The organism is Allohahella marinimesophila (assembly GCF_039538005.1).
Taxonomy (GTDB): domain Bacteria; phylum Pseudomonadota; class Gammaproteobacteria; order Pseudomonadales; family Oleiphilaceae; genus Allohahella; species Allohahella marinimesophila.
This window is the reverse complement of record NZ_BAABBO010000014.1, coordinates 178166-196534: the sequence shown is the minus strand read 5'-3', so window position 1 is coordinate 196534 and position 18369 is coordinate 178166. Positions and strand designations below refer to the sequence as shown.

The 18369-nt window shown below is 51.0% G+C and carries 30 protein-coding genes; 29 read left to right on the top strand and 1 reads right to left on the bottom strand.

Annotation, left to right across the window (positions count from 1 at the left end):
* Window positions 1–197 precede the first annotated feature (197 nt).
* The 28 genes from rpsJ (at window position 198) to rplQ (ending at window position 13792) form a co-directional block, all read left to right on the top strand.
* Window positions 198–509, top strand: a complete 312-nt coding sequence (gene rpsJ, locus ABD735_RS16040) for a 30S ribosomal protein S10 (RefSeq protein ID WP_344808280.1) — start codon at window positions 198–200, stop codon at window positions 507–509.
* A gap of 86 nt (window positions 510–595) precedes the next feature.
* Window positions 596–1249: a 50S ribosomal protein L3 gene (gene rplC, locus ABD735_RS16035; protein WP_344808278.1), complete on the top strand. Its 654-nt coding sequence runs from the start codon at window positions 596–598 to the stop codon at window positions 1247–1249.
* A gap of 9 nt (window positions 1250–1258) precedes the next feature.
* The gene (rplD, locus tag ABD735_RS16030; protein WP_344808276.1) at window positions 1259–1861 is read left to right on the top strand and encodes a 50S ribosomal protein L4; all 603 of its coding nucleotides are present in this window, start codon (window positions 1259–1261) and stop codon (window positions 1859–1861) included.
* Window positions 1858–2154: a 50S ribosomal protein L23 gene (gene rplW, locus ABD735_RS16025; RefSeq protein ID WP_344808274.1), complete on the top strand. Its 297-nt coding sequence runs from the start codon at window positions 1858–1860 to the stop codon at window positions 2152–2154. Before rplD ends, rplW begins: the two co-directional genes overlap by 4 nt.
* Before the next feature lie 9 nt (window positions 2155–2163).
* A complete protein-coding gene (gene rplB / locus ABD735_RS16020; protein WP_344808272.1) occupies window positions 2164–2988 on the top strand; it encodes a 50S ribosomal protein L2 in 825 nt (274 codons plus the stop codon).
* A gap of 10 nt (window positions 2989–2998) precedes the next feature.
* Window positions 2999–3274, top strand: a complete 276-nt coding sequence (gene rpsS, locus ABD735_RS16015) for a 30S ribosomal protein S19 (RefSeq protein ID WP_344808270.1) — start codon at window positions 2999–3001, stop codon at window positions 3272–3274.
* A 12-nt stretch (window positions 3275–3286) separates the two neighbouring features.
* Window positions 3287–3619 carry a 50S ribosomal protein L22 gene (gene rplV / locus ABD735_RS16010; RefSeq protein WP_344808298.1) on the top strand — a complete coding sequence of 111 codons (333 nt, stop codon included), beginning with the start codon at window positions 3287–3289 and terminating at the stop codon, window positions 3617–3619.
* A 6-nt stretch (window positions 3620–3625) separates the two neighbouring features.
* The gene (gene rpsC / locus ABD735_RS16005) at window positions 3626–4321 is read left to right on the top strand and encodes a 30S ribosomal protein S3 (RefSeq protein ID WP_344808268.1); all 696 of its coding nucleotides are present in this window, start codon (window positions 3626–3628) and stop codon (window positions 4319–4321) included.
* Between the two features lies 1 nt (window position 4322).
* Window positions 4323–4736, top strand: coding sequence for a 50S ribosomal protein L16 (gene rplP / locus ABD735_RS16000; RefSeq protein ID WP_344808266.1), 414 nt, complete (start codon window positions 4323–4325; stop codon window positions 4734–4736).
* Window positions 4737–4738: 2 nt separating this feature from the next.
* Complete coding sequence (gene rpmC, locus ABD735_RS15995) at window positions 4739–4930, top strand: 50S ribosomal protein L29 (RefSeq protein ID WP_344808264.1); 192 nt, start codon at window positions 4739–4741, stop codon at window positions 4928–4930.
* On the top strand, window positions 4930–5196 hold the full coding sequence (gene rpsQ / locus ABD735_RS15990) for a 30S ribosomal protein S17 (protein WP_344808262.1): 267 nt from the start codon (window positions 4930–4932) through the stop codon (window positions 5194–5196). Before rpmC ends, rpsQ begins: the two co-directional genes overlap by 1 nt.
* A 31-nt stretch (window positions 5197–5227) precedes the next feature.
* The gene (gene rplN / locus ABD735_RS15985) at window positions 5228–5596 is read left to right on the top strand and encodes a 50S ribosomal protein L14 (RefSeq protein ID WP_344808260.1); all 369 of its coding nucleotides are present in this window, start codon (window positions 5228–5230) and stop codon (window positions 5594–5596) included.
* Between the two features lie 8 nt (window positions 5597–5604).
* Window positions 5605–5922 carry a 50S ribosomal protein L24 gene (gene rplX, locus ABD735_RS15980; protein WP_344808258.1) on the top strand — a complete coding sequence of 106 codons (318 nt, stop codon included), beginning with the start codon at window positions 5605–5607 and terminating at the stop codon, window positions 5920–5922.
* Window positions 5923–5933: 11 nt separating this feature from the next.
* The gene (gene rplE / locus ABD735_RS15975) at window positions 5934–6473 is read left to right on the top strand and encodes a 50S ribosomal protein L5 (protein WP_344808256.1); all 540 of its coding nucleotides are present in this window, start codon (window positions 5934–5936) and stop codon (window positions 6471–6473) included.
* An 11-nt stretch (window positions 6474–6484) separates the two neighbouring features.
* Entirely contained in the window at window positions 6485–6790 is a 306-nt protein-coding gene (rpsN, locus tag ABD735_RS15970; protein WP_344808254.1) for a 30S ribosomal protein S14, read from the top strand.
* Window positions 6791–6842: 52 nt separating this feature from the next.
* Window positions 6843–7235 (top strand): 30S ribosomal protein S8, encoded by a 393-nt coding sequence (gene rpsH / locus ABD735_RS15965; RefSeq protein ID WP_344808251.1) that lies wholly within the window; start codon window positions 6843–6845, stop codon window positions 7233–7235.
* A 9-nt stretch (window positions 7236–7244) separates the two neighbouring features.
* On the top strand, window positions 7245–7778 hold the full coding sequence (rplF, locus tag ABD735_RS15960) for a 50S ribosomal protein L6 (protein WP_344808249.1): 534 nt from the start codon (window positions 7245–7247) through the stop codon (window positions 7776–7778).
* 9 nt (window positions 7779–7787) lie between these two features.
* Complete coding sequence (rplR, locus tag ABD735_RS15955; RefSeq protein ID WP_344808247.1) at window positions 7788–8138, top strand: 50S ribosomal protein L18; 351 nt, start codon at window positions 7788–7790, stop codon at window positions 8136–8138.
* A 10-nt stretch (window positions 8139–8148) separates the two neighbouring features.
* A complete protein-coding gene (rpsE, locus tag ABD735_RS15950; RefSeq protein WP_344808245.1) occupies window positions 8149–8661 on the top strand; it encodes a 30S ribosomal protein S5 in 513 nt (170 codons plus the stop codon).
* Entirely contained in the window at window positions 8654–8833 is a 180-nt protein-coding gene (gene rpmD / locus ABD735_RS15945) for a 50S ribosomal protein L30 (RefSeq protein ID WP_344808243.1), read from the top strand. Before rpsE ends, rpmD begins: the two co-directional genes overlap by 8 nt.
* Before the next feature lies 1 nt (window position 8834).
* Window positions 8835–9269 (top strand): 50S ribosomal protein L15, encoded by a 435-nt coding sequence (gene rplO, locus ABD735_RS15940; RefSeq protein WP_344808241.1) that lies wholly within the window; start codon window positions 8835–8837, stop codon window positions 9267–9269.
* Window positions 9270–10601 carry a preprotein translocase subunit SecY gene (gene secY / locus ABD735_RS15935; RefSeq protein ID WP_344808239.1) on the top strand — a complete coding sequence of 444 codons (1332 nt, stop codon included), beginning with the start codon at window positions 9270–9272 and terminating at the stop codon, window positions 10599–10601.
* Between the two features lie 61 nt (window positions 10602–10662).
* On the top strand, window positions 10663–10779 hold the full coding sequence (gene rpmJ / locus ABD735_RS15930) for a 50S ribosomal protein L36 (protein WP_083921027.1): 117 nt from the start codon (window positions 10663–10665) through the stop codon (window positions 10777–10779).
* An 89-nt stretch (window positions 10780–10868) separates the two neighbouring features.
* A complete protein-coding gene (rpsM, locus tag ABD735_RS15925; protein ID WP_344808235.1) occupies window positions 10869–11225 on the top strand; it encodes a 30S ribosomal protein S13 in 357 nt (118 codons plus the stop codon).
* 18 nt (window positions 11226–11243) lie between these two features.
* Window positions 11244–11633, top strand: a complete 390-nt coding sequence (rpsK, locus tag ABD735_RS15920; protein WP_344808232.1) for a 30S ribosomal protein S11 — start codon at window positions 11244–11246, stop codon at window positions 11631–11633.
* An 18-nt stretch (window positions 11634–11651) separates the two neighbouring features.
* The gene (gene rpsD / locus ABD735_RS15915; protein ID WP_344808230.1) at window positions 11652–12272 is read left to right on the top strand and encodes a 30S ribosomal protein S4; all 621 of its coding nucleotides are present in this window, start codon (window positions 11652–11654) and stop codon (window positions 12270–12272) included.
* Window positions 12273–12332: 60 nt separating this feature from the next.
* Entirely contained in the window at window positions 12333–13337 is a 1005-nt protein-coding gene (locus tag ABD735_RS15910) for a DNA-directed RNA polymerase subunit alpha (RefSeq protein WP_344808228.1), read from the top strand.
* 41 nt (window positions 13338–13378) lie between these two features.
* Window positions 13379–13792 carry a 50S ribosomal protein L17 gene (gene rplQ, locus ABD735_RS15905; RefSeq protein ID WP_344808226.1) on the top strand — a complete coding sequence of 138 codons (414 nt, stop codon included), beginning with the start codon at window positions 13379–13381 and terminating at the stop codon, window positions 13790–13792.
* 123 nt (window positions 13793–13915) lie between these two features.
* On the opposite strand, the gene uvrA is transcribed toward rplQ, so the two are convergent.
* The gene (uvrA, locus tag ABD735_RS15900; RefSeq protein ID WP_344808224.1) at window positions 13916–16765 is read right to left on the bottom strand and encodes an excinuclease ABC subunit UvrA; all 2850 of its coding nucleotides are present in this window, start codon (window positions 16763–16765) and stop codon (window positions 13916–13918) included.
* 229 nt (window positions 16766–16994) lie between these two features.
* Between uvrA and ABD735_RS15895 the strand changes: the two genes are divergently transcribed.
* The gene (locus ABD735_RS15895) at window positions 16995–18362 is read left to right on the top strand and encodes an MFS transporter (RefSeq protein WP_344808222.1); all 1368 of its coding nucleotides are present in this window, start codon (window positions 16995–16997) and stop codon (window positions 18360–18362) included.
* The last annotated feature ends 7 nt before the right edge of the window (window positions 18363–18369 follow it).

Genomic DNA, 18369 nt, shown 5'->3' with positions numbered 1-18369 from the left:
GTAGGGGCCGGTGTTGTCTCTAAAGTAATCGAGTAATGATTAGGTAGTTGACGTTCAAAGGGGGCTAGGCCCCCTTTTTTATTAGTCTTGATAATACTGTTCCCATTGGAATCAGGTTGACAGGCTTGAAAGCCGCGCTTACAATGCGGCTCCTTTTTCGATGGGTGGATGCCTGCCTATTGTGTCGGAGAGTACAAATGCAAAGCCAAACGATTAGAATTCGACTCAAGGCTTTCGACTATCGCCTGATTGATCAGTCAACTCAGGAAATAGTTGATACGGCTAAAAGGACTGGAGCGCAAGTTCGCGGCCCAATCCCATTGCCAACGAAGCACGAGAGATTCACGATTCTTATTTCGCCGCACGTTAACAAAGACGCGCGAGATCAATATGAAATACGAACACATAAAAGATTGCTCGACATCGTCGAGCCTACGGAAAAAACCGTAGACGCGCTAATGAAGCTAGATCTTGCGGCCGGAGTTGATGTTCAAATCAGTCTCGGTTAACAGATAGGGATAGCAATATCCCGCTTCATTGGTGTAACACATATTGTGGCCATAGAGGGTTAGCCCCGTACACTAAGAGGTGAAAAATGGCAATTGGTTTAGTCGGCCGTAAGGTTGGCATGACTCGTTTGTTTTTAGAAGATGGCACGGCTACAGCTGTGACCGTCATCGAAGTGTCGAAAAACGTTATCACCCAGGTGAAATCGCTGGAAGTTGACGGTTATACGGCAGTTCAAGTGGCTTCTGGTTCAAAGAAGCCTTCTCGGCTCAACAAGCCCGAAGCAGGTATCTTCGCCAAGACTGGCGTAGAACCGGCTGCGCGTTTCGACGAGTTCCGCATAAGCTCCGACGATATTTCTGGCTTCAACGCCGGTGACGAAGTGCGCGTATCTATCTTCGCGCCTGGTCAGTCTGTTGATGTTACTGGTGTTTCGAAGGGAAAAGGCTTTGCCGGCGTTATTAAGCGCTGGAACTTCTCTATGCAGGACGCTACTCACGGTAACTCTCTTTCTCACCGAGCTCCTGGTTCGATAGGTCAAAACCAGTCGCCAGGCAAGGTGTTCAAGGGAAAGAAGATGGCCGGACAGATGGGTAACAAGCAAATTACCGTCCAGAGCCTCACTATCGCGCGAGTGGATGAAGAGCGAAATCTGTTGCTCGTCTCCGGATCCGTGCCAGGTGCTGTCGGCAGTAACGTCATTGTTAAGCCGGCTGTTAAAGCTGTAACTAAGAAGGGATAGGGGGCGCAGATGCAATTGAATGTTCAAGGCGCAGAAGCGCTTGCCGTGTCCGACCAGGCCTTCGGTAGAGAGTTTAACCAGGATCTGGTTCACCAGGTAGTCACTGCATATCTAGCAGGCGCACGCCAGGGTAGCAAAGCACAAAAGACTCGTTCCGATGTGAGTGGTGGCGGTAAGAAGCCATGGCGTCAGAAGGGTACTGGTCGTGCGAGAGCTGGAACGATTCGTAGCCCAATCTGGAGAGGGGGCGGTGTTACATTCGCAGCCCGACCTCGTGACCATAGTCAAAAGGTCAACAAGAAGATGTATCGAGCGGCTATGCAGGCAATATTGTCTGAGCTCGTTCGGCAAGATCGTCTCTTGGTTGTTGAGTCAGTTACACCAGACACGCACAAGACGAAGCAGTTCGCTGAGAAGCTTCAGAATATGGGTATCAGTAACGCTCTGATTATCACCGAAGAAGTGGATGAGAAGTTGTACCTCGCTTCGCGCAATATTCCTCGCATCTATGTTTGTGATGCGCAGGGAATCGACCCGGTGAGCCTCATAAACTGCGAAAAGGTTGTCGTTACCGTATCGGCAATCAAGAAGATAGAGGAGATGCTGGGATGATTCGCGAAAGATTGTATAAGGTGCTGCTTGGCCCGCATGTCTCGGAAAAAGCGACCCGGATTGCTGAGCTGAATAACCAGGTGACTTTCAAGATCGCGCCTGACGCCACTAAAGCTGAGGTTAGGCAGGCAGTGGAGGCATTGTTCAAAGTCTCGGTCCAGGCTGTTCAAGTGGTCACCATCAAAGGTAAGACCAAGCGTACAGCTCGTGGTATTGGTAAGAAGTCTGCAGTCAGAAAGGCTTACGTTCGCCTGGCTGAAGGTCAGACTATTGAATTCGCTGACGTCGAATAAGGGGTTTATATGCCAGTTTTAAAAACTAAGCCGACGTCGGCTGGTCGGCGTCATGTGGTTAAAGTAGTCAACCATGATCTTCACAAAGGTGCGCCTGTAGCCAGGCTTACCGAGACACTCACCAAGAAAGGTGGGCGTAACAATACGGGGCGCATTACCGTTCGCCATCAGGGTGGTGGTCACAAGCGCCTTTATCGTGTCATCGATTTCAAGCGAAACAAGGATGGCGTTCCCGCAGTCGTTGAAAGGCTTGAGTACGATCCTAATAGATCCGCTCATATCGCGTTGGTTGCCTATGCTGATGGGGACAAGCGATACATAGTTGCGAGCAAGGGTCTTAAGGCTGGTGACACCATTCAGAACGGCGAAGACGCACCAATACGTTCCGGAAGCTGTCTGCCGCTTCGGAATATTCCTGTTGGTAGTGTTGTGCACTGTATTGAGCTCAAGCCGGGTAAAGGCGCCCAGATGATCCGCAGTGCTGGCACGTCCGCTCAGGTAGTGGCGCGAGAGGGTGTCTATGCGACGCTTCGTCTCAAGTCTGGAGAGATGCGCAAGGTGTTGTCCGAGTGCAGAGCCACGCTGGGAGAAGTGTGTAATTCAGAGCATAACCTGAAGGTTTACGGCAAGGCTGGTGCTAAGCGTTGGATAGGCGTTCGTCCGACAGTGCGCGGTACGGTCATGAACCCGGTCGATCACCCACATGGTGGTGGTGAAGGGCGTAACTTTGGTAAGCACCCGGTTACTCCATGGGGTGTGCCGACCAAGGGCTACAAGACCAGAAAGAACAAGCGTACGGATAAAATGATTATCCGCAGCCGTAAAGCGAAGTAGGAGTTAAATCGTGCCACGTTCATTGAAGAAAGGACCGTTCATCGACCTGCATTTGCTTAAGAAGGTTGAAGCGGCTAACGAAATCAAAGATAAGAAACCGATCAAGACCTGGTCACGTCGTTCAACCATATTTCCAGAAATGGTTGGTTTGACGATTGCCGTTCATAACGGCCGGCAACATGTTCCTGTTTATGTGACCGAAGATATGGTCGGGCATAAGCTGGGCGAATTTTCTGCTACGCGAACCTTCAAAGGCCACGTGGCAGACAAGAAAGCCAAACGGTAGAGGAGAAGGATGGTGGAAGTAGCAGCTAAATTAGCAGGCGCCCGCCTCTCTGCTCAGAAAGCCCGTTTGGTGGCTGATCTGATCAGAGGAAAAGGTGTCGAAGAGGCTCTGGACGTTCTTACGTTCAGTCCAAAAAAAGCAGCGCATATTGTTAAAAAGGTTCTCGAGTCCGCTATAGCGAATGCTGAGCATAACGAGGGTCTTGATGTAGATGAGCTGAAAGTGTCAACAGTATTCGTTGATGAAGGCCCAGTTATGAAGCGAATTAAGCCTCGGGCCAAAGGACGTGCAGATCGCATACTTAAGCGCACCTGCCACATCACTATCAAGGTCGCGGAGGCTTAGACGGAAATGGGACAGAAAGTTCATCCGGTCGGTATCCGACTCGGAATCGTAAAAGAGCACAACTCGGTTTGGTACGCAGACAAGAAGCATTACGCAGACAATCTGTTGACTGATATTAGGGTTCGTGAGTACCTCATGAAGAAGCTTGAGAGAGCTTCTGTGAGCAAAATTATCATTGAGCGACCAGCTCAGAACGCCAAGATCACCATTCATACCGCACGGCCTGGAATCGTGATTGGAAAGAAGGGTGAGGACGTTGACAAGCTGCGATCAGAAATTGGTGCGCTTATGGGCGTTCCAGTTCATCTGAACATTGAAGAGATTCGCAAGCCCGACCTTGATGCGAAGCTGGTAGCCGCCGGCGTGGCCAGTCAGCTCGAGCGGCGTGTGATGTTTCGTCGTGCAATGAAGCGAGCGGTTCAAAACGCTATGCGTCAGGGCGCCAAGGGCATCAAAATTCAGGTTGGTGGTCGTCTTGGTGGTGCTGAAATTGCTCGAACCGAATGGTATCGGGAAGGTCGCGTGCCGCTCCATACTCTGAGAGCCGACATTGATTATGCGACTCATGAAGCACACACGACTTATGGTGTTATCGGCGTAAAAGTCTGGATCTTTAAAGGCGAAATTCTTGGTGGTATAGCCCAGATTCGTGCAGAAGCAGCGGCAGCCGGTAAGAAGTCTTCAAAACAAGAGAGGGCATAACATGCTGCAGCCCAAACGCACAAAATTCAGAAAAATGTTTAAAGGCCGAAATACTGGTCTGGCTACACGTGGCGCCAAAGTCAGCTTTGGCGAATACGGACTGAAAGCAACGGCTCGTGGTCGTATTACTTCACGCCAGATTGAAGCGGCCCGGAGAACCATTACTCGTAAAATCAAGCGGGGTGGCAAGATCTGGATCCGAATTTTTCCTGACAAGCCGATCAGTAAAAAGCCGCTTGAAGTGAGAATGGGTAAGGGTAAGGGTGCAGTCGAGTACTGGGTGGCAGAGATTCAGCCTGGTAAGGTCCTGTATGAAATGGAAGGCGTGTCAGAAGATCTTGCAAGAGAGGCGTTCACCCTCGCTGCAGCAAAGCTGCCGATCGCGACGACCTTCGTTACCAGAACGGTGATGTAGACATGAAAATAGCAGAACTGAAAGATATGTCTCAGGACGAGTTGCAAGGGAAGCTCATGGAGCTTCTCAAGGACCAGTTCAATCTTCGAATGAAGAAGTCGACTGGCCAGCTTGCCCAGACACATTTACTTCGTGAAACACGTCGAAGTATTGCTCAGGTCAAAACAGTTATACATCAGAAGGCAGGTAAGTGATGGCTGCGGCAGAAAAGACAGTTCGTACAGAGACTGGCAGGGTCGTTAGCGACAAGATGGATAAGTCTGTCGTTGTGCTCATCGAGCGTAAGGTCAAGCATCCTCTTTACGGCAAGTATGTTAAGCGTTCAACGAAGCTACAAGCGCATGATGAGCAGAACGAATGCCACATCGGTGACGTGGTTCAGATTCAGGAGTCCAGGCCGATTTCCAAGAACAAATCTTGGCGGCTTGTACAGGTGCTCGAGCGCGCGAAGCGGGTCTAAGCGTCTTAATTAAGGTTTTTGGAGTAGTCCAATGATTCAGACAGAAAGTGAGCTGGACGTAGCCGACAACAGCGGTGCCCGTCGAGTCATGTGTATTAAAGTTTTAGGCGGCTCGCACCGTCGCTACGCCAGGATTGGCGATGTCATAAAGGTGACGGTCAAAGAAGCGATCCCGCGTGGCAAAGTCAAGAAAGGTCAGGTTTTGAAGGCGGTAGTCGTTCGCACACGTAAAGGTGTTCGTCGTCCAGATGGCTCCATTATTCGATTCGACGGCAATGCTGCAGTTCTTCTGAATCAGAAGGAAGAGCCTATCGGTACGCGAATTTTCGGGCCTGTAACACGAGAGCTTAGGGGTGAGAAGTTCATGAAGATCATCTCTCTCGCTCCAGAAGTTTTGTAGAGGTCGCAATGAAAAAGTTACGAAAGAACGATGAAGTGATTGTCATCGCCGGTAAAGACAAAGGCAAGCGCGGCACAGTCAGAGCTGTTCAGGCTGATGGGCGTGTGGTGGTCTCTGGCGTTAATATGATCAAGAAACACACAAAGCCGAACCCAAATCTCGGCGTTGCTGGTGGCATAGTTGAAAAAGAGGCGCCCATTCAGGCCTCTAACGTTGCTGCCTTCAATAGTGCAACAGGAAAAGCGGATCGCGTAGGCTTCAAGATACTCGATGACGGCAAGAAGGTCCGCATCTTCAAATCCGATCAGCAAGAGCTGAAGAGTTAGAGAGCGAACACATGGCTAGGTATCAGGAAGTCTATCGTGACCAGGTTGTACCGGCATTGATGAAAGAAATGTCGTACAAGAACGTCATGGAAGTACCCCGGGTTCAGAAAATAACTCTGAACATGGGTGTTGGAGAAGGCGTTGGTGACAAGAAGCAGGTTGAAATTGCTGCTGCTGAACTCGAGAAGATCGCAGGTCAGAAGGTTGTCATTACCAATGCGCGTAAATCTGTCGCGGGATTTAAAATCCGTCAGGGCATGCCGATCGGCTGCAAGGTAACGCTGCGAAACGATCGTATGTGGGAATTTCTCGAGCGGTTGGTTGATATTTCCATACCTCGAGTCCGAGATTTTCGTGGTTTGAACCCGAAGTCCTTTGACGGGCGTGGTAACTATTCTATGGGTGTGAAAGAGCAGATTATCTTTCCCGAAATTGAATATGACAAGATCGACAAAGTCCGTGGCTTGGATATCACGATTACTACAACAGCTAAGACGGACGAAGAAGGCAGAGCTTTGCTCAACGCGTTCAGTTTTCCGTTCAGAAAATAGGTAATTTGCTGATGGCTAAGAAAAGTATGATTCAGCGCGAATTGAAGCGCGAGAAGACTGTTGCCAAGTACGCCGCCAAACGTGCGGCGCTTAAGGACACAATCAGCAGTCCAGAAGCTTCCGATGATCAGAAGTGGGAAGCCCAAAAGCAATTGCAGAAACTGCCTAGGGATTCTTCTCCTGTTCGTATACAGCGACGCTGCCAGATGACTGGTCGGCCGCATGCTGTTTTGAGGAAGTTCAAATTGTCACGCATCAAGCTTCGTGAAGCTGCAATGCGCGGAGATGTACCCGGCCTTACCAAAGCAAGCTGGTAAACGGGAAACGTTGGTAAGCTTTTAGCTGCACAACTCAAACGCGGAGTTAGTAATGAGTATTCAAGACCCTATCGCGGATATGTTAACGCGAATTAGAAATGCCCAGATGGCTGAGAAGTCATCGGTGAGTATGCCGTCCTCAAAAGTGAAACTGGCACTCGCTCAGGTTCTGCAGGACGAAGGTTTCGTAGCGGCGTTTGCTGTTGAAGGTGATGTTAAGCCTGTTCTCAACATTGAACTGAAGTATTTTGAAGGCAAGCCGGTTATCGAAACTATCAAGCGCATCAGCCGTCCTGGGCTGAGACAGTACCGTGCCGCAGACGAGCTACCGAAGGTCAATGCCGGACTTGGTATCTCTGTAGTTTCGACTTCCAAGGGTATCATGACAGATCGTGCTGCTAGGGCAGCTGGTATCGGTGGTGAAATAATCTGTACAGTATTCTAGGAGAATAGTATGTCTAGAGTTGCAAATAATCCTGTACAGATTCCCTCCGGTGTGACTGTCACGATTAATAAAAGTAATGTTGCCATTAAAGGCAGTAAAGGCCAGCTTGAGCTCACGCTTCATCATATCGTTGATGTTAAGCATGAAGGTGATCAGTTGATATTTGCGTCCGCAAATTCAGCGAAGCAATCACGTGCGCTCGCGGGTACAATGCGCTCTCTCGTGAACAACATGGTCACAGGTGTCTCTCAGGGTTTCGAAAGGAAGCTTGAACTTGTCGGTGTTGGTTACAAGGCGCAGGCGAAAGGTACTGTGCTTGGTCTTTCTCTCGGATATAGCCATCCGATTGATTATCAGTTGCCTGAGGGCATCTCCGCGGAGACGCCTACGCAGACTGAGATCTTGTTGAAAGGTATAGACAAGCAAAAAATTGGACAGGTTGCAGCTGAGATCAGAGCGCTGCGGGCGCCGGAGCCATATAAGGGCAAGGGTGTTCGTTATGCTGGTGAAAGAGTTGCAATTAAGGAAGCTAAGAAAAAGTAGGGCGCAGTCATGATTGATAAGAAAACATCTCGTTTGCGTCGTGCTAAGAAGACGCGTTTTAAAATTAGAGAGCTCAAAGTTGAACGTCTGAGCGTGAATAGGACGCCTCGGCACATTTATGCCCAGGTCCTGACTTCTGATGGGAGCAGAGTGCTCGTTTCGGCTTCTACTCTTGATAAGGAGCTGCGTTCGGGTAGCACTGGCAATATTGACGCCGCGACTAAAGTTGGGGCATTGATTGCCGAACGTGCAAAGTCTGCCGGCATTACTAAAGTCGCTTTCGATCGATCTGGTTTCAGATATCACGGTCGCGTTAAAGCTCTGGCTGATGCAGCTAGAGAAAACGGCTTGGAATTCTAAGGGGTAAATTATGTCGGCAAATGATCAGAAGTCACCTGAGCTGCAGGAAAAGCTGGTACAAGTTAATCGAGTCGCCAAGGTTGTAAAGGGCGGCCGAATTTTCGGTTTTACAGCGCTGACAGTAGTAGGGGATGGCCAGGGTAAAGTTGGTTTTGGCCGCGGTAAGGCGCGCGAAGTCCCAGCTGCGATCCAGAAGGCTATGGATGCTGCTCGGAAGAACATGATTAATGTTTCTCTCGATGGTACCACTATCCAATATCCTGTGAAGGCACGTCATGGCGCATCAAAGGTCTACATGCAGCCAGCCTCTGAGGGTACTGGTATTATCGCCGGTGGTGCAATGCGCGCCGTTCTAGAGGTTGCTGGAGTTCAGAACGTACTCGCCAAATGTTACGGGTCAACGAACCCTGTCAATGTTATTAGGGCCACATTCAATGGTCTGAAGACTATGCAGAGCCCAGAAGATATTGCTGCTCGACGTGGCAAGTCTCTGGAAGAAATAACGGGTGAGCCTAATGAATAAAGTAAAAGTCACTCTGGTTAGAAGTGTCATTGGCACGCTTCCAAATCACAAAGCTTGCGTAAAAGGCCTTGGCCTGAGAAAGATCAATCACTCGGTCGAAGTGGAAGATACTCCGGCGATACGTGGCATGATCAATAAAGTCCAGTATCTGCTGAAAGTTGAAGGTGTATAGCATGAAAATGAATACTCTTAGTCCAGGTGAGGGTGCTCGCGAAGCGCGTAAGCGTGTTGGTCGTGGTATCGGTAGCGGACTCGGTAAGACATGCGGACGCGGTCACAAAGGTATTAAGGCTCGAAGTGGCGGTGGTGTTAAGCCTGGTTTCGAGGGTGGGCAGCAGCCTTTACAACGCAGACTCCCGAAGTTTGGCTTTTCGTCAAGAATTGGCCGGTTTTCTGAGGAGGTCCGTCTCCATGAGATTAACAGTCTTGCGGATGGTACTGTCGACCTGGCTGTTTTGAAAGCAGCTGGTTTGGTGGGCGAACAGGCTCTTCAGGTGAAGGTCATCCTTTCAGGCGAGATCACAAGAGCTGTAGTGTTAAAGGGTCTTAAAGTGACCAAGGGCGCCGCTGAGGCGATCCAGTCTGCAGGTGGTTCAATCGAGGCGTAAATGGCTAATTTGAACGCGTTACCCGCAGGGGCAAATAAAGGATTCGCTGAGCTAAAGTCTCGTCTTTTGTTTGTCTTCCTCGCCTTAGTGGTGTATCGAATTGGAGCGCACATCCCGGTTCCCGGTATCAACCCGGACCGGCTGGCGGCTCTTTTTGATCAAAACCAGGGAACTATATTGAGTCTATTCAATATGTTCTCTGGTGGCGCACTTGAGCGGATGAGTATCTTTGCTTTGGGTATCATGCCTTATATTTCGGCGTCGATTATCATGCAGTTACTCACTGTGGTGACGCCTTCGCTTGAAGCATTGAAAAAAGAAGGCGAGGCAGGTAGACGAAAGATCAGCCAATACACCCGTTACGGAACGGTTGTCCTGGCAACGATTCAGGCGATTGGCATGTCCATTGGCCTGGCGAATCAAGGTGTTACCTTTACCGTTGATATCGGTTTTTACGTCGTTGCGGTAATTACCTTTGTTTCGGGTGCGGTATTCCTCATGTGGTTAGGTGAGCAAATTACCGAGCGTGGTATTGGCAATGGAATTTCATTGCTGATCTTCGCTGGAATTGTGGCCGGGCTTCCGTCTGCAATTGGACAGACCTTTGAGCAGGCGAGACTTGGTGAGCTGAATGTTCTTACCCTAATCGGTATTGCTGTTTTTGCGATTGCGATTGTTGGTTTTATTGTATTTGTCGAAAGAGGGCAGCGAAGAATAACAATCAATTATGCGCGGCGGCAGCAGGGTAGAAAGGTTTATGCGCAGCAAAGTAGCCACCTTCCGTTGAAGGTGAATATGGCGGGCGTCATTCCCCCGATCTTTGCCTCAAGCATTCTTCTGTTCCCTGCTTCGATTGGACAGTGGTTCGGCCAGAGTGAAGGGATGGAGTGGTTGCAAGTGTTTTCACAACTTCTTGCGCCAAGCCAGCCTCTGTACATAGTGCTGTTTGCGATTGCCGTTATCTTCTTCTGCTTCTTTTACACAGCATTGATGTATAACCCGAAAGAAGTTGCCGATAACTTGAAGCGTTCGGGAGCTTTTGTTCCTGGCATTCGCCCTGGCGATCAGACGGCTCGATATATTGATGGCGTACTGACAAGGCTGACGATGTTCGGGGCCCTATATATCGCTGCAGTCTCTTTGATGCCGCAGTTTTTGATAATCGCAGCCAATGTCCCGTTTTACTTCGGTGGCACATCTCTGCTGATCGTTGTTGTAGTTGTTATGGATTTTATGGCCCAGGTTCAATCTCACTTGATGTCTCATCAGTATGAGTCAGTCATGAAGAAGTCGAATCTGAAAAGTTACGGTCGTAGCGGCGCTCCGCGTTGATTCGACCATAGTTTCGGTTCCCTTTTGGGAACGATCAGTATTGTTCCAGAAGGAGATTTCAATGAAAGTACGGGCTTCAGTCAAGAAGGTCTGCCGTAACTGTAAGATCATTCGACGCAATGGCGCCGTTATGGTCATTTGTAGCGCTGAACCGCGCCACAAACAGAAACAAGGCTAGGTTTTCCTTGTATTAGGTATCGATGGGCGCTATGATTTCGCGCCCTGATTTTTAAGCACAGCGCTTCGGCGCGTATGTGGAGTATTGCAATGGCGCGTATTGCAGGTGTGAATATACCGGACAATAAGCATGCTGTTATCTCGCTTACCTATATCTACGGAATTGGTAAGACAACAGCACAGAAACTGTGCGTCAGCACTGGCGTAGGCTCATCTACTAAGATCGGAGACTTGTCTCCAGAGCAGTTGGATACTCTCAGAAATGAGATAGCCAAACTCGCGGTAGAAGGTGACTTGCGTCGTGAAGTGCAGATGAACATAAAGCGGTTGAAGGATCTTGGTGCATTTCGTGGCATACGCCATCGTCATGGCCTGCCCGTTCGTGGGCAGCGAACCAAGACCAATGCGCGAACTCGTAAGGGTCCTCGCAAGCCGATTCGCAAGTAAAGCAACTGGAATTTAGAGATGGCAAAACCAGGTACACGTACCCGTAAGAAGGTAAAAAAGACCGTTGTCGATGGTGTGGCGCACATTCACGCGTCCTTTAACAATACAATTGTTACCATCACTGACCGCCAGGGCAATGCACTTAGTTGGGCAACTGCAGGTGGTTCCGGTTTTCGTGGCTCACGTAAGAGCACGCCTTTTGCTGCGCAGGTAGCAGCTGAAAGAGCCGGTAATGCGGCTTCTGAATACGGCCTGAAGAATCTCGATGTCATGGTTAAGGGCCCAGGTCCTGGTCGTGAGTCAGCTATTCGAGCCCTAAATGCAATTGGCTACAAAATTAGTAGCATCGTTGACGTGACACCCATACCGCATAACGGCTGTAGACCGCCTAAGCGTCGTCGAGTCTAAGAGCAAAGGAGATTTCGAATGGCCCGCTATATTGGCCCAAAGTGTAAGCTTTCACGTCGTGAAGGTACCGACCTCTTCCTGAAGAGTGGCGTTAGAGCGCTCGACAGCAAGTGCAATATGGAAACCGCTCCTGGTCAACATGGTGCGCGTAGAAGCCGCCTGTCTGACTACGGTATCCAGTTGCGTGAAAAGCAGAAGGTTCGCCGTATATATGGCGTACTCGAGAAGCAGTTCCGTAACTACTACCACACTGCAGCCCGTCAGAAAGGTGCAACCGGTGAGAATCTTCTGCAGTTGCTGGAGTCACGGTTGGATAACGTTGTGTATCGAATGGGTTTCGGTTCGACCCGCGCTGAATCGCGACAGCTTGTTTCGCACAAGTCTATCCTTGTAAACGACAAGCAGGTCAACATACCTTCTTATCAGGTCAAGCCTGGCGATATCATCAGCGTTCGGGAAAAGTCGAAGAATCAGCTGAGAATCAAGGGTGCCATGCAACTGTCTGGTAACCGTGGCGAAGTAAGTTGGTTGGACGTCGACTCTGGTAAGCTTACCGGTATTTTTAAGTCGACACCGGAACGAACAGACCTTTCAGCCGAGATAAACGAAAATCTTATCGTCGAGCTGTACTCGAAATAGGTCCCGTATTTTGCGGTGGGTAGTTCAGCTGCCCTGGCTATTAACTTACTAGAGGCATACATGCAGAATTCAGTTAATGAATTTTTAACGCCACGTAGCATTGAGGTCAACCAGGTTGCGAGTCGCACTGCGAAGGTTGTGCTGGAGCCGCTCGAGCGTGGTTTCGGACACACGCTCGGTAGTGCTCTGCGCCGTATCCTGCTGTCGTCAATGCCAGGTGCAGCTGTTGTTGAAGTCGAGATGAGTGGTGTACTCCATGAGTACAGCTCTATCGAGGGCGTTCAGGAAGATGTCATCGAGATCCTGCTTAACCTGAAAAATCTCGCGATTATCATGCACACGCGAGAGGAAGCGACGGTTACGCTGAAGAAGTCTGGCGCAGGTGTTGTCACTGCTGCCGACATCAATCTTGACCACGATGTTGAAATTGCTAATCCGGACCTAGTCATCTGCAACCTGAACTCAGGTGGTAGTGTCGATATGAAGCTTAAGATCGCTAAAGGTCGTGGCTACGAGCCCTCGGATCAGCGACGCTCTGGAGACGACGAGACGCGTGCCATAGGCAAGCTGCAGCTTGACGCATCTTTCAGTCCTATTCGTCGCGTCAGTTACACTGTCGAGCGTGCTCGGGTAGAGCAACGTACGGATCTTGATAAGCTGGTTATCGATCTTGAAACCAATGGCACTATCGAGCCAGAGGAAGCTATTCGACGAGCAGCGACTATCTTACAGCAACAGCTCGCGGTCTTTGTCGATTTCGATCAGCAGTCGGAGCCGCAGAAGGTTGAAGAGCAGGAAGAAATTGATCCGATTCTGCTTCGTCCAGTGGATGATCTGGAGCTGACAGTGCGATCGGCGAATTGTCTGAAAGCTGAAAACATCTACTATATTGGCGACCTGATTCAGCGTACTGAAGTCGAGTTGTTGAAAACGCCAAATCTTGGCAAAAAGTCACTGACTGAGATCAAGGATGTCCTCGCTTCGCGCGGCCTTTCGCTCGGCATGAGACTGGACAACTGGCCACCCGCAAGTTTGCGTGGTGACGATCGGGTTCTTGGAGCTTAATGGGCGGTTAATCCGTTCTGTGTAATTAAAGGTTATTTACCATGCGTCATCGTAACAGCGGCCGTAAATTTAGTCGCACTAGTGCTCATCAGAAGAGCATGTTTAAGAATATGACTGTGTCCCTTCTTGAGCATGAGCTCATCAGGACCACACTGCCGAAGGCTAAGGAGCTGAGAAGCTTCGCTGAGCCGTTCATCACGCTCGCAAAGAGCGATAGCGTCGCGAATCGTCGTCTTGCTTTCAATCGCTTGAGAAGTCGTGATGCTGTCACCAAGCTTTTCAACGAGATTGGTCCGCGATATCAGGATCGTCCTGGTGGTTATACCAGAATCCTGAAGTGTGGTTTCCGACCAGGCGACTCTGCACCAATGGCTTATATAGAGTTGGTCGACCGTCCTGCGAAAGAAAAAGCTGAGAATTCAGAGAAGCCGGTCGAACAGGCTGACGCTGAATAAAAGGGTAGGCCTCTCGGGCCGTTCCTGGCTTGGCCGCATAGGTTGAAAGCTCTGCGGTCATGAATAGAAAGCCTCGGTTTACCGAGGCTTTTTTGTATCCCGACTTTCTGGATCTGCCGGTAATTACTTCTTTAGCAATGGCGCCAGAAATGTGCCGGTAAAGCTCGCGGAGTTTGCCGCCACAGCTTCCGGTGTGCCCTCCGCAATGATGTGACCGCCCCGTATGCCACCTTCGGGGCCGAGATCGACTATCCAGTCTGCGGTCTTGATCACATCAAGGTTATGTTCGATGACCACGATACTGTTGCCGTGATCGCGTAGTCTGTGAAGGACCCCTAGCAATTGTTCAATGTCGTGGAAGTGCAGGCCAGTGGTGGGTTCGTCCAGGATATATAGCGTCTTTCCGGTATCACGCTTGCTGAGTTCGCGGGACAATTTGACTCGCTGCGCCTCGCCTCCAGACAGAGTCACGGCACTCTGGCCGAGGCGGATATATGATAAGCCTACATCGATAAGCGTCTGTAAGCGCTTGGCGACAGCCGGAATGGCATCGAAGAAGGGGAGGGCCTCTTCAATAGTCAGCTCCAGCACGCCGTGAATGGAGAGACCTTTGTACTTTATTTCCAGCGTCTCTCGATTGTAGCGCTTGCCTTTGCAGACATCACAAGGCACATGAATATCTGGCAGAAAGTGCATTTCTACCTTGATCAGGCCATCGCCCTGACAGGTCTCGCAGCGCCCGCCTTTGACGTTGAAACTGAAGCGGCCTGGTTTATACCCTCTGGATCTTGCTTCGGGGGTGTTGGAAAAGAGCTCTCGAATCGGTGTGAAAATGCCGGTGTAGGTTGCCGGATTTGACCGGGGCGTCCGCCCTATCGGACTCTGATCGATGTCGATTACTTTATCGAAATGATCAAGGCCTTCAATTTGGTCGTGTGCGGCAGCCACCAAAGTTGTCGCATTGTTTAAAGCGGTGGCCGCAAGTGGGTAAAGCGTACCATTGATCAGTGTCGATTTGCCTGACCCTGAGACGCCAGTGATGCATGTAAACAATCCAACCGGAATCTCAAGCGTGACATCGTTCAGGTTATTACCTGAAGCCTTGGTGACACGCAGAATTTTGTCATCGTTCCTCTTCACCCGCTGCTCGGGGATGTGAATCTTTCTGGTGCCGGTGAGAAATTGTCCTGTCACAGACTCCTTGACGGCCATGATTTCCTCGACGGTCCCCTGGGCGACGACTTCGCCGCCATGTACGCCTGCACCTGGGCCAATATCAAGTACATGATCTGCCAGTCGAATGGCGTCTTCATCATGCTCAACCACAATAACGGTGTTACCCAGGTCGCGAAGGTGAGTGAGGGTTTCAAGCAACCGTGCATTATCTCGCTGATGCAGGCCGATTGAGGGTTCGTCGAGCACATACATGACCCCCACCAGGCCCGCGCCAATCTGGCTCGCGAGTCGGATCCGCTGTGCTTCACCCCCAGACAGTGTTTCGGCGCTGCGATTGAGCGTGAGATAGTCGAGGCCGACATTTACCAGGAAGCGGAGTCGAAGTTGAATTTCCTTGCTGATTTTTTCAGCAATTTCACCCTTCCTGCCGGACAGTTTCAGCTGGTCGAAGAAGACGTCGGCTTCGCCGATCGCCATCCTGCTGATATCCGGCAGGGTCAGCTCGTCGATAAAGACATTGCGCGAGGCTTCCTTCAGTCGACTCCCGCTACACTCTGGACACTTCGTCTGGGTCAACAATTTCGCCAGATCGTCTCTGACCATCTGAGAGTCCGTCTCGCGGTAACGCCGTTCGATATTGGGAATGACTCCTTCGAACGGATGTTGTCTCAACACAGCGTCGCCGCGGCTGTTGATGTACTTGAAACCGATCACTTCCTTACCCGATCCTTTCAGCACGATATTGCGAAAGTCTTCAGGCAGATCTTCGAAAGCGACCTCAATTGACACGCCGTAGTGGTCTGCCAGGCCTTGCAGCATTTGATAGTAAAAAACGCTGCGCCTGTCCCAGCCGCGGATGGCACCTTCTGGGAGCGAGACGCCAGCTCGATCGACGACTTTTTCCGGATCAAAGAACTGGCGCACGCCAAGGCCGTCGCAGGACGGACAGGCGCCAGCTGGATTATTGAATGAAAAGATACGCGGCTCGAGTTCACTCATGCTGTAGCCGCAAACCGGGCAGGCAAAGAGTGATGAAAAGATCATCTCCTCCGGCAAATCGCTGGTATCGTTCGATCCGCTCTCTACCATAGGCGCTGCCAGTGCTATGCCTTCAGACAGCTGCAGGCATGTCTCGAGGGACTCAGCGAGTCGAGTGCCGATGTCATCCTTGATCTTGAAGCGATCGATCACGACTTCGATCGAATGCTTTTTCTTCTTGTCCAGATCCGGAAGATCATCCAGCTCATACACTCGACCATCGATTCGGGCTCGAATGAAACCCTGGGCGCGGAGGTTGTCGAAAATATTGGCGTGCTCGCCTTTTCGATTTCTCACGATTGGCGCGAGAATCATCCATCGGCTGTCCTTTGGAAGCGCAAGGAGTTGATCGACCATCTGACTGATCGACTGCGCTTCAAGTTTTTCACCATGCTGTGGACAGCGCGGTTCACCCACTCGGGCAAAGAGAAGCCTCAGGTAATCATAGATCTCGGTAATGGTGCCGACGGTGGAACGCGGGTTGTGGGATGTCGATTTCTGCTCGATGGATATGGCAGGAGACAGTCCCTCGATATGATCGACATCCGGCTTTTCCATCATCGAAAGAAACTGTCTCGCGTAGGTCGAGAGCGACTCTACGTAGCGCCTTTGTCCCTCGGCATAGAGAGTATCGAAAGCGAGAGAACTTTTGCCAGACCCTGACAAGCCCGTGATAACGATCAGTTTGTCACGTGGCAGTGTGAGGTCGATGTTCTTGAGATTGTGGGTGCGTGCGCCACGGATGACGATCTTATCCATAATTACCATTATCAGAAGAAAAATTGGGAGCCGGACAGTATACAGTCTCCGGGCGGCCTGACCTAATATGCCCGGGGCACCGAATGCGGAGACATGGCTGTGTGGACAGCTGCAACCGGGCTGACACTGATGTTAAACTACGCGGCTTTCCGTAGTCGGGTTTACTTGAGTACCGCCAGGCCTCAGCGCCGGGTGCTCAGGGCCTGATTCATTTCTTCGAGGAATACATGTGAACTCCAGTGAACGTTACGCGGTTGGCAACGTGTCACTTCTTTACGCGCTGCGGATGCTCGGCCTTTTTATGGTCCTGCCCGTCTTTACCCTGTACTCGGGTGAGTTAAGCGGCGCAACTCCGATGCTGATCGGCCTGGCCATTGGTATCTATGGCTTGAGTCAGGCTCTACTGCAGATCCCCTTCGGTGCGCTGTCTGACCGATATGGCCGCAAGCCACTGCTATTGGTCGGTCTGGCGCTTTTTGTCTTGGGGTCGTTGCTCGCCGCGTTCAGCGATTCAATCTACATGATGATCGCTGGACGGTTACTGCAAGGCGCCGGGGCAATTGCCAGCGTTCTGATGGCCTATCTGGCGGATGCCACTGTGGAGGATAATCGCTCCAAGGCTATGGCTACCGTCGGCATGACGATCGGACTGTCGTTCGGCGTCGCGCTGATAGCCGGCCCGCTACTGGCAGGGCTGGGCGGCCTTTACCTCATTTTTCTGGTGACGGCAGGTCTTGGCGCGCTGGGCATGCTCCTGGTGCTGCGAATGCCGACCATCGTAGTCCAGCGGCAACAGACATCGCGCGACGTAGCGTTCATCAAGGATGATCTGCGCGATGTCCTGAAGGACCCGGCACTGCTGCGTCTTGATCTCAGTGTACTATTGCTGCATCTATCGCTAACCGCCTTGTTTGTCAGCTTGCCAATGGTGCTGAAAACTCAATGGTCGCTCCCAGTGGAGGATCACGGCTGGGTCTATCTCGGCCTGATGGCGGTCGGCTTCGCCCTGATGGTGCCGGGACTCATCTATGCAGAGAAGCGGCGACAACTGCCTCTGGTGTTTCGTATCGCGGTCATCACGCTCATCGTCGGCATGCTACTCCTTGGCCTGTTCCAGTCATCAATTCTGATCAGCTGCATCGCCCTCGCCCTGTTCTTTGCCGGCTTCAATTTCATGGAGGCCAGCCTGCCATCGATGCTGAGCCGCCTCGCGCCAGCTGGACAGCGTGGTACGGCCATGGGGGTGTTTGCAAGCTGCCAGTTTGGTGGCGCGTTTCTTGGCGGTGTGCTTGGCGGAGCTCTGCTCAGCACTGGGCGCCCCGAGCTGGTCTTCTATGCAATTTCCGCTCTGGCAGCTGTATGGTTTTTGTTCACTTTTGGGATGAAAAATCCACCAGCTACCCAAACCTCTGTGATATCCTTGCGCCGCTTCACTGAAGATCAGATCGAAGGCTTGCAGGAATCATTGCTCGCCGTGAATGGTGTGACCGATGTGACGCTGATCATGGAAGATCAGCTGGCGTACCTGAAGATTGACAAGAGTCGGCTCGACAGGCGCGCGCTCGATCAATTTACCCTGGGTAGTCACGATGTGTGACCGAAGG

Excerpts from the sequence above, each read along its gene's own strand:
- rpsJ (WP_344808280.1), top strand. The coding sequence starts at position 198 with ATGCAAAGCCAAACGATTAGAATTCGACTCAAGGCTTTCGACTATCGC.
- rplC (WP_344808278.1), top strand. The coding sequence starts at position 596 with ATGGCAATTGGTTTAGTCGGCCGTAAGGTTGGCATGACTCGTTTGTTT.
- rplD (WP_344808276.1), top strand. The coding sequence starts at position 1,259 with ATGCAATTGAATGTTCAAGGCGCAGAAGCGCTTGCCGTGTCCGACCAG.
- rplW (WP_344808274.1), top strand. The coding sequence starts at position 1,858 with ATGATTCGCGAAAGATTGTATAAGGTGCTGCTTGGCCCGCATGTCTCG.
- rplB (WP_344808272.1), top strand. The coding sequence starts at position 2,164 with ATGCCAGTTTTAAAAACTAAGCCGACGTCGGCTGGTCGGCGTCATGTG.
- rpsC (WP_344808268.1), top strand. The coding sequence starts at position 3,626 with ATGGGACAGAAAGTTCATCCGGTCGGTATCCGACTCGGAATCGTAAAA.
- rplP (WP_344808266.1), top strand. The coding sequence starts at position 4,323 with ATGCTGCAGCCCAAACGCACAAAATTCAGAAAAATGTTTAAAGGCCGA.
- rpmC (WP_344808264.1), top strand. The coding sequence starts at position 4,739 with ATGAAAATAGCAGAACTGAAAGATATGTCTCAGGACGAGTTGCAAGGG.
- rpsQ (WP_344808262.1), top strand. The coding sequence starts at position 4,930 with ATGGCTGCGGCAGAAAAGACAGTTCGTACAGAGACTGGCAGGGTCGTT.
- rplN (WP_344808260.1), top strand. The coding sequence starts at position 5,228 with ATGATTCAGACAGAAAGTGAGCTGGACGTAGCCGACAACAGCGGTGCC.
- rplX (WP_344808258.1), top strand. The coding sequence starts at position 5,605 with ATGAAAAAGTTACGAAAGAACGATGAAGTGATTGTCATCGCCGGTAAA.
- rplE (WP_344808256.1), top strand. The coding sequence starts at position 5,934 with ATGGCTAGGTATCAGGAAGTCTATCGTGACCAGGTTGTACCGGCATTG.
- rpsN (WP_344808254.1), top strand. The coding sequence starts at position 6,485 with ATGGCTAAGAAAAGTATGATTCAGCGCGAATTGAAGCGCGAGAAGACT.
- rpsH (WP_344808251.1), top strand. The coding sequence starts at position 6,843 with ATGAGTATTCAAGACCCTATCGCGGATATGTTAACGCGAATTAGAAAT.
- rplF (WP_344808249.1), top strand. The coding sequence starts at position 7,245 with ATGTCTAGAGTTGCAAATAATCCTGTACAGATTCCCTCCGGTGTGACT.
- rplR (WP_344808247.1), top strand. The coding sequence starts at position 7,788 with ATGATTGATAAGAAAACATCTCGTTTGCGTCGTGCTAAGAAGACGCGT.
- rpsE (WP_344808245.1), top strand. The coding sequence starts at position 8,149 with ATGTCGGCAAATGATCAGAAGTCACCTGAGCTGCAGGAAAAGCTGGTA.
- rpmD (WP_344808243.1), top strand. The coding sequence starts at position 8,654 with ATGAATAAAGTAAAAGTCACTCTGGTTAGAAGTGTCATTGGCACGCTT.
- rplO (WP_344808241.1), top strand. The coding sequence starts at position 8,835 with ATGAAAATGAATACTCTTAGTCCAGGTGAGGGTGCTCGCGAAGCGCGT.
- secY (WP_344808239.1), top strand. The coding sequence starts at position 9,270 with ATGGCTAATTTGAACGCGTTACCCGCAGGGGCAAATAAAGGATTCGCT.
- rpmJ (WP_083921027.1), top strand. The coding sequence starts at position 10,663 with ATGAAAGTACGGGCTTCAGTCAAGAAGGTCTGCCGTAACTGTAAGATC.
- rpsM (WP_344808235.1), top strand. The coding sequence starts at position 10,869 with ATGGCGCGTATTGCAGGTGTGAATATACCGGACAATAAGCATGCTGTT.
- rpsK (WP_344808232.1), top strand. The coding sequence starts at position 11,244 with ATGGCAAAACCAGGTACACGTACCCGTAAGAAGGTAAAAAAGACCGTT.
- rpsD (WP_344808230.1), top strand. The coding sequence starts at position 11,652 with ATGGCCCGCTATATTGGCCCAAAGTGTAAGCTTTCACGTCGTGAAGGT.
- ABD735_RS15910 (WP_344808228.1), top strand. The coding sequence starts at position 12,333 with ATGCAGAATTCAGTTAATGAATTTTTAACGCCACGTAGCATTGAGGTC.
- rplQ (WP_344808226.1), top strand. The coding sequence starts at position 13,379 with ATGCGTCATCGTAACAGCGGCCGTAAATTTAGTCGCACTAGTGCTCAT.
- uvrA (WP_344808224.1), bottom strand. The coding sequence starts at position 16,765 with ATGGATAAGATCGTCATCCGTGGCGCACGCACCCACAATCTCAAGAAC.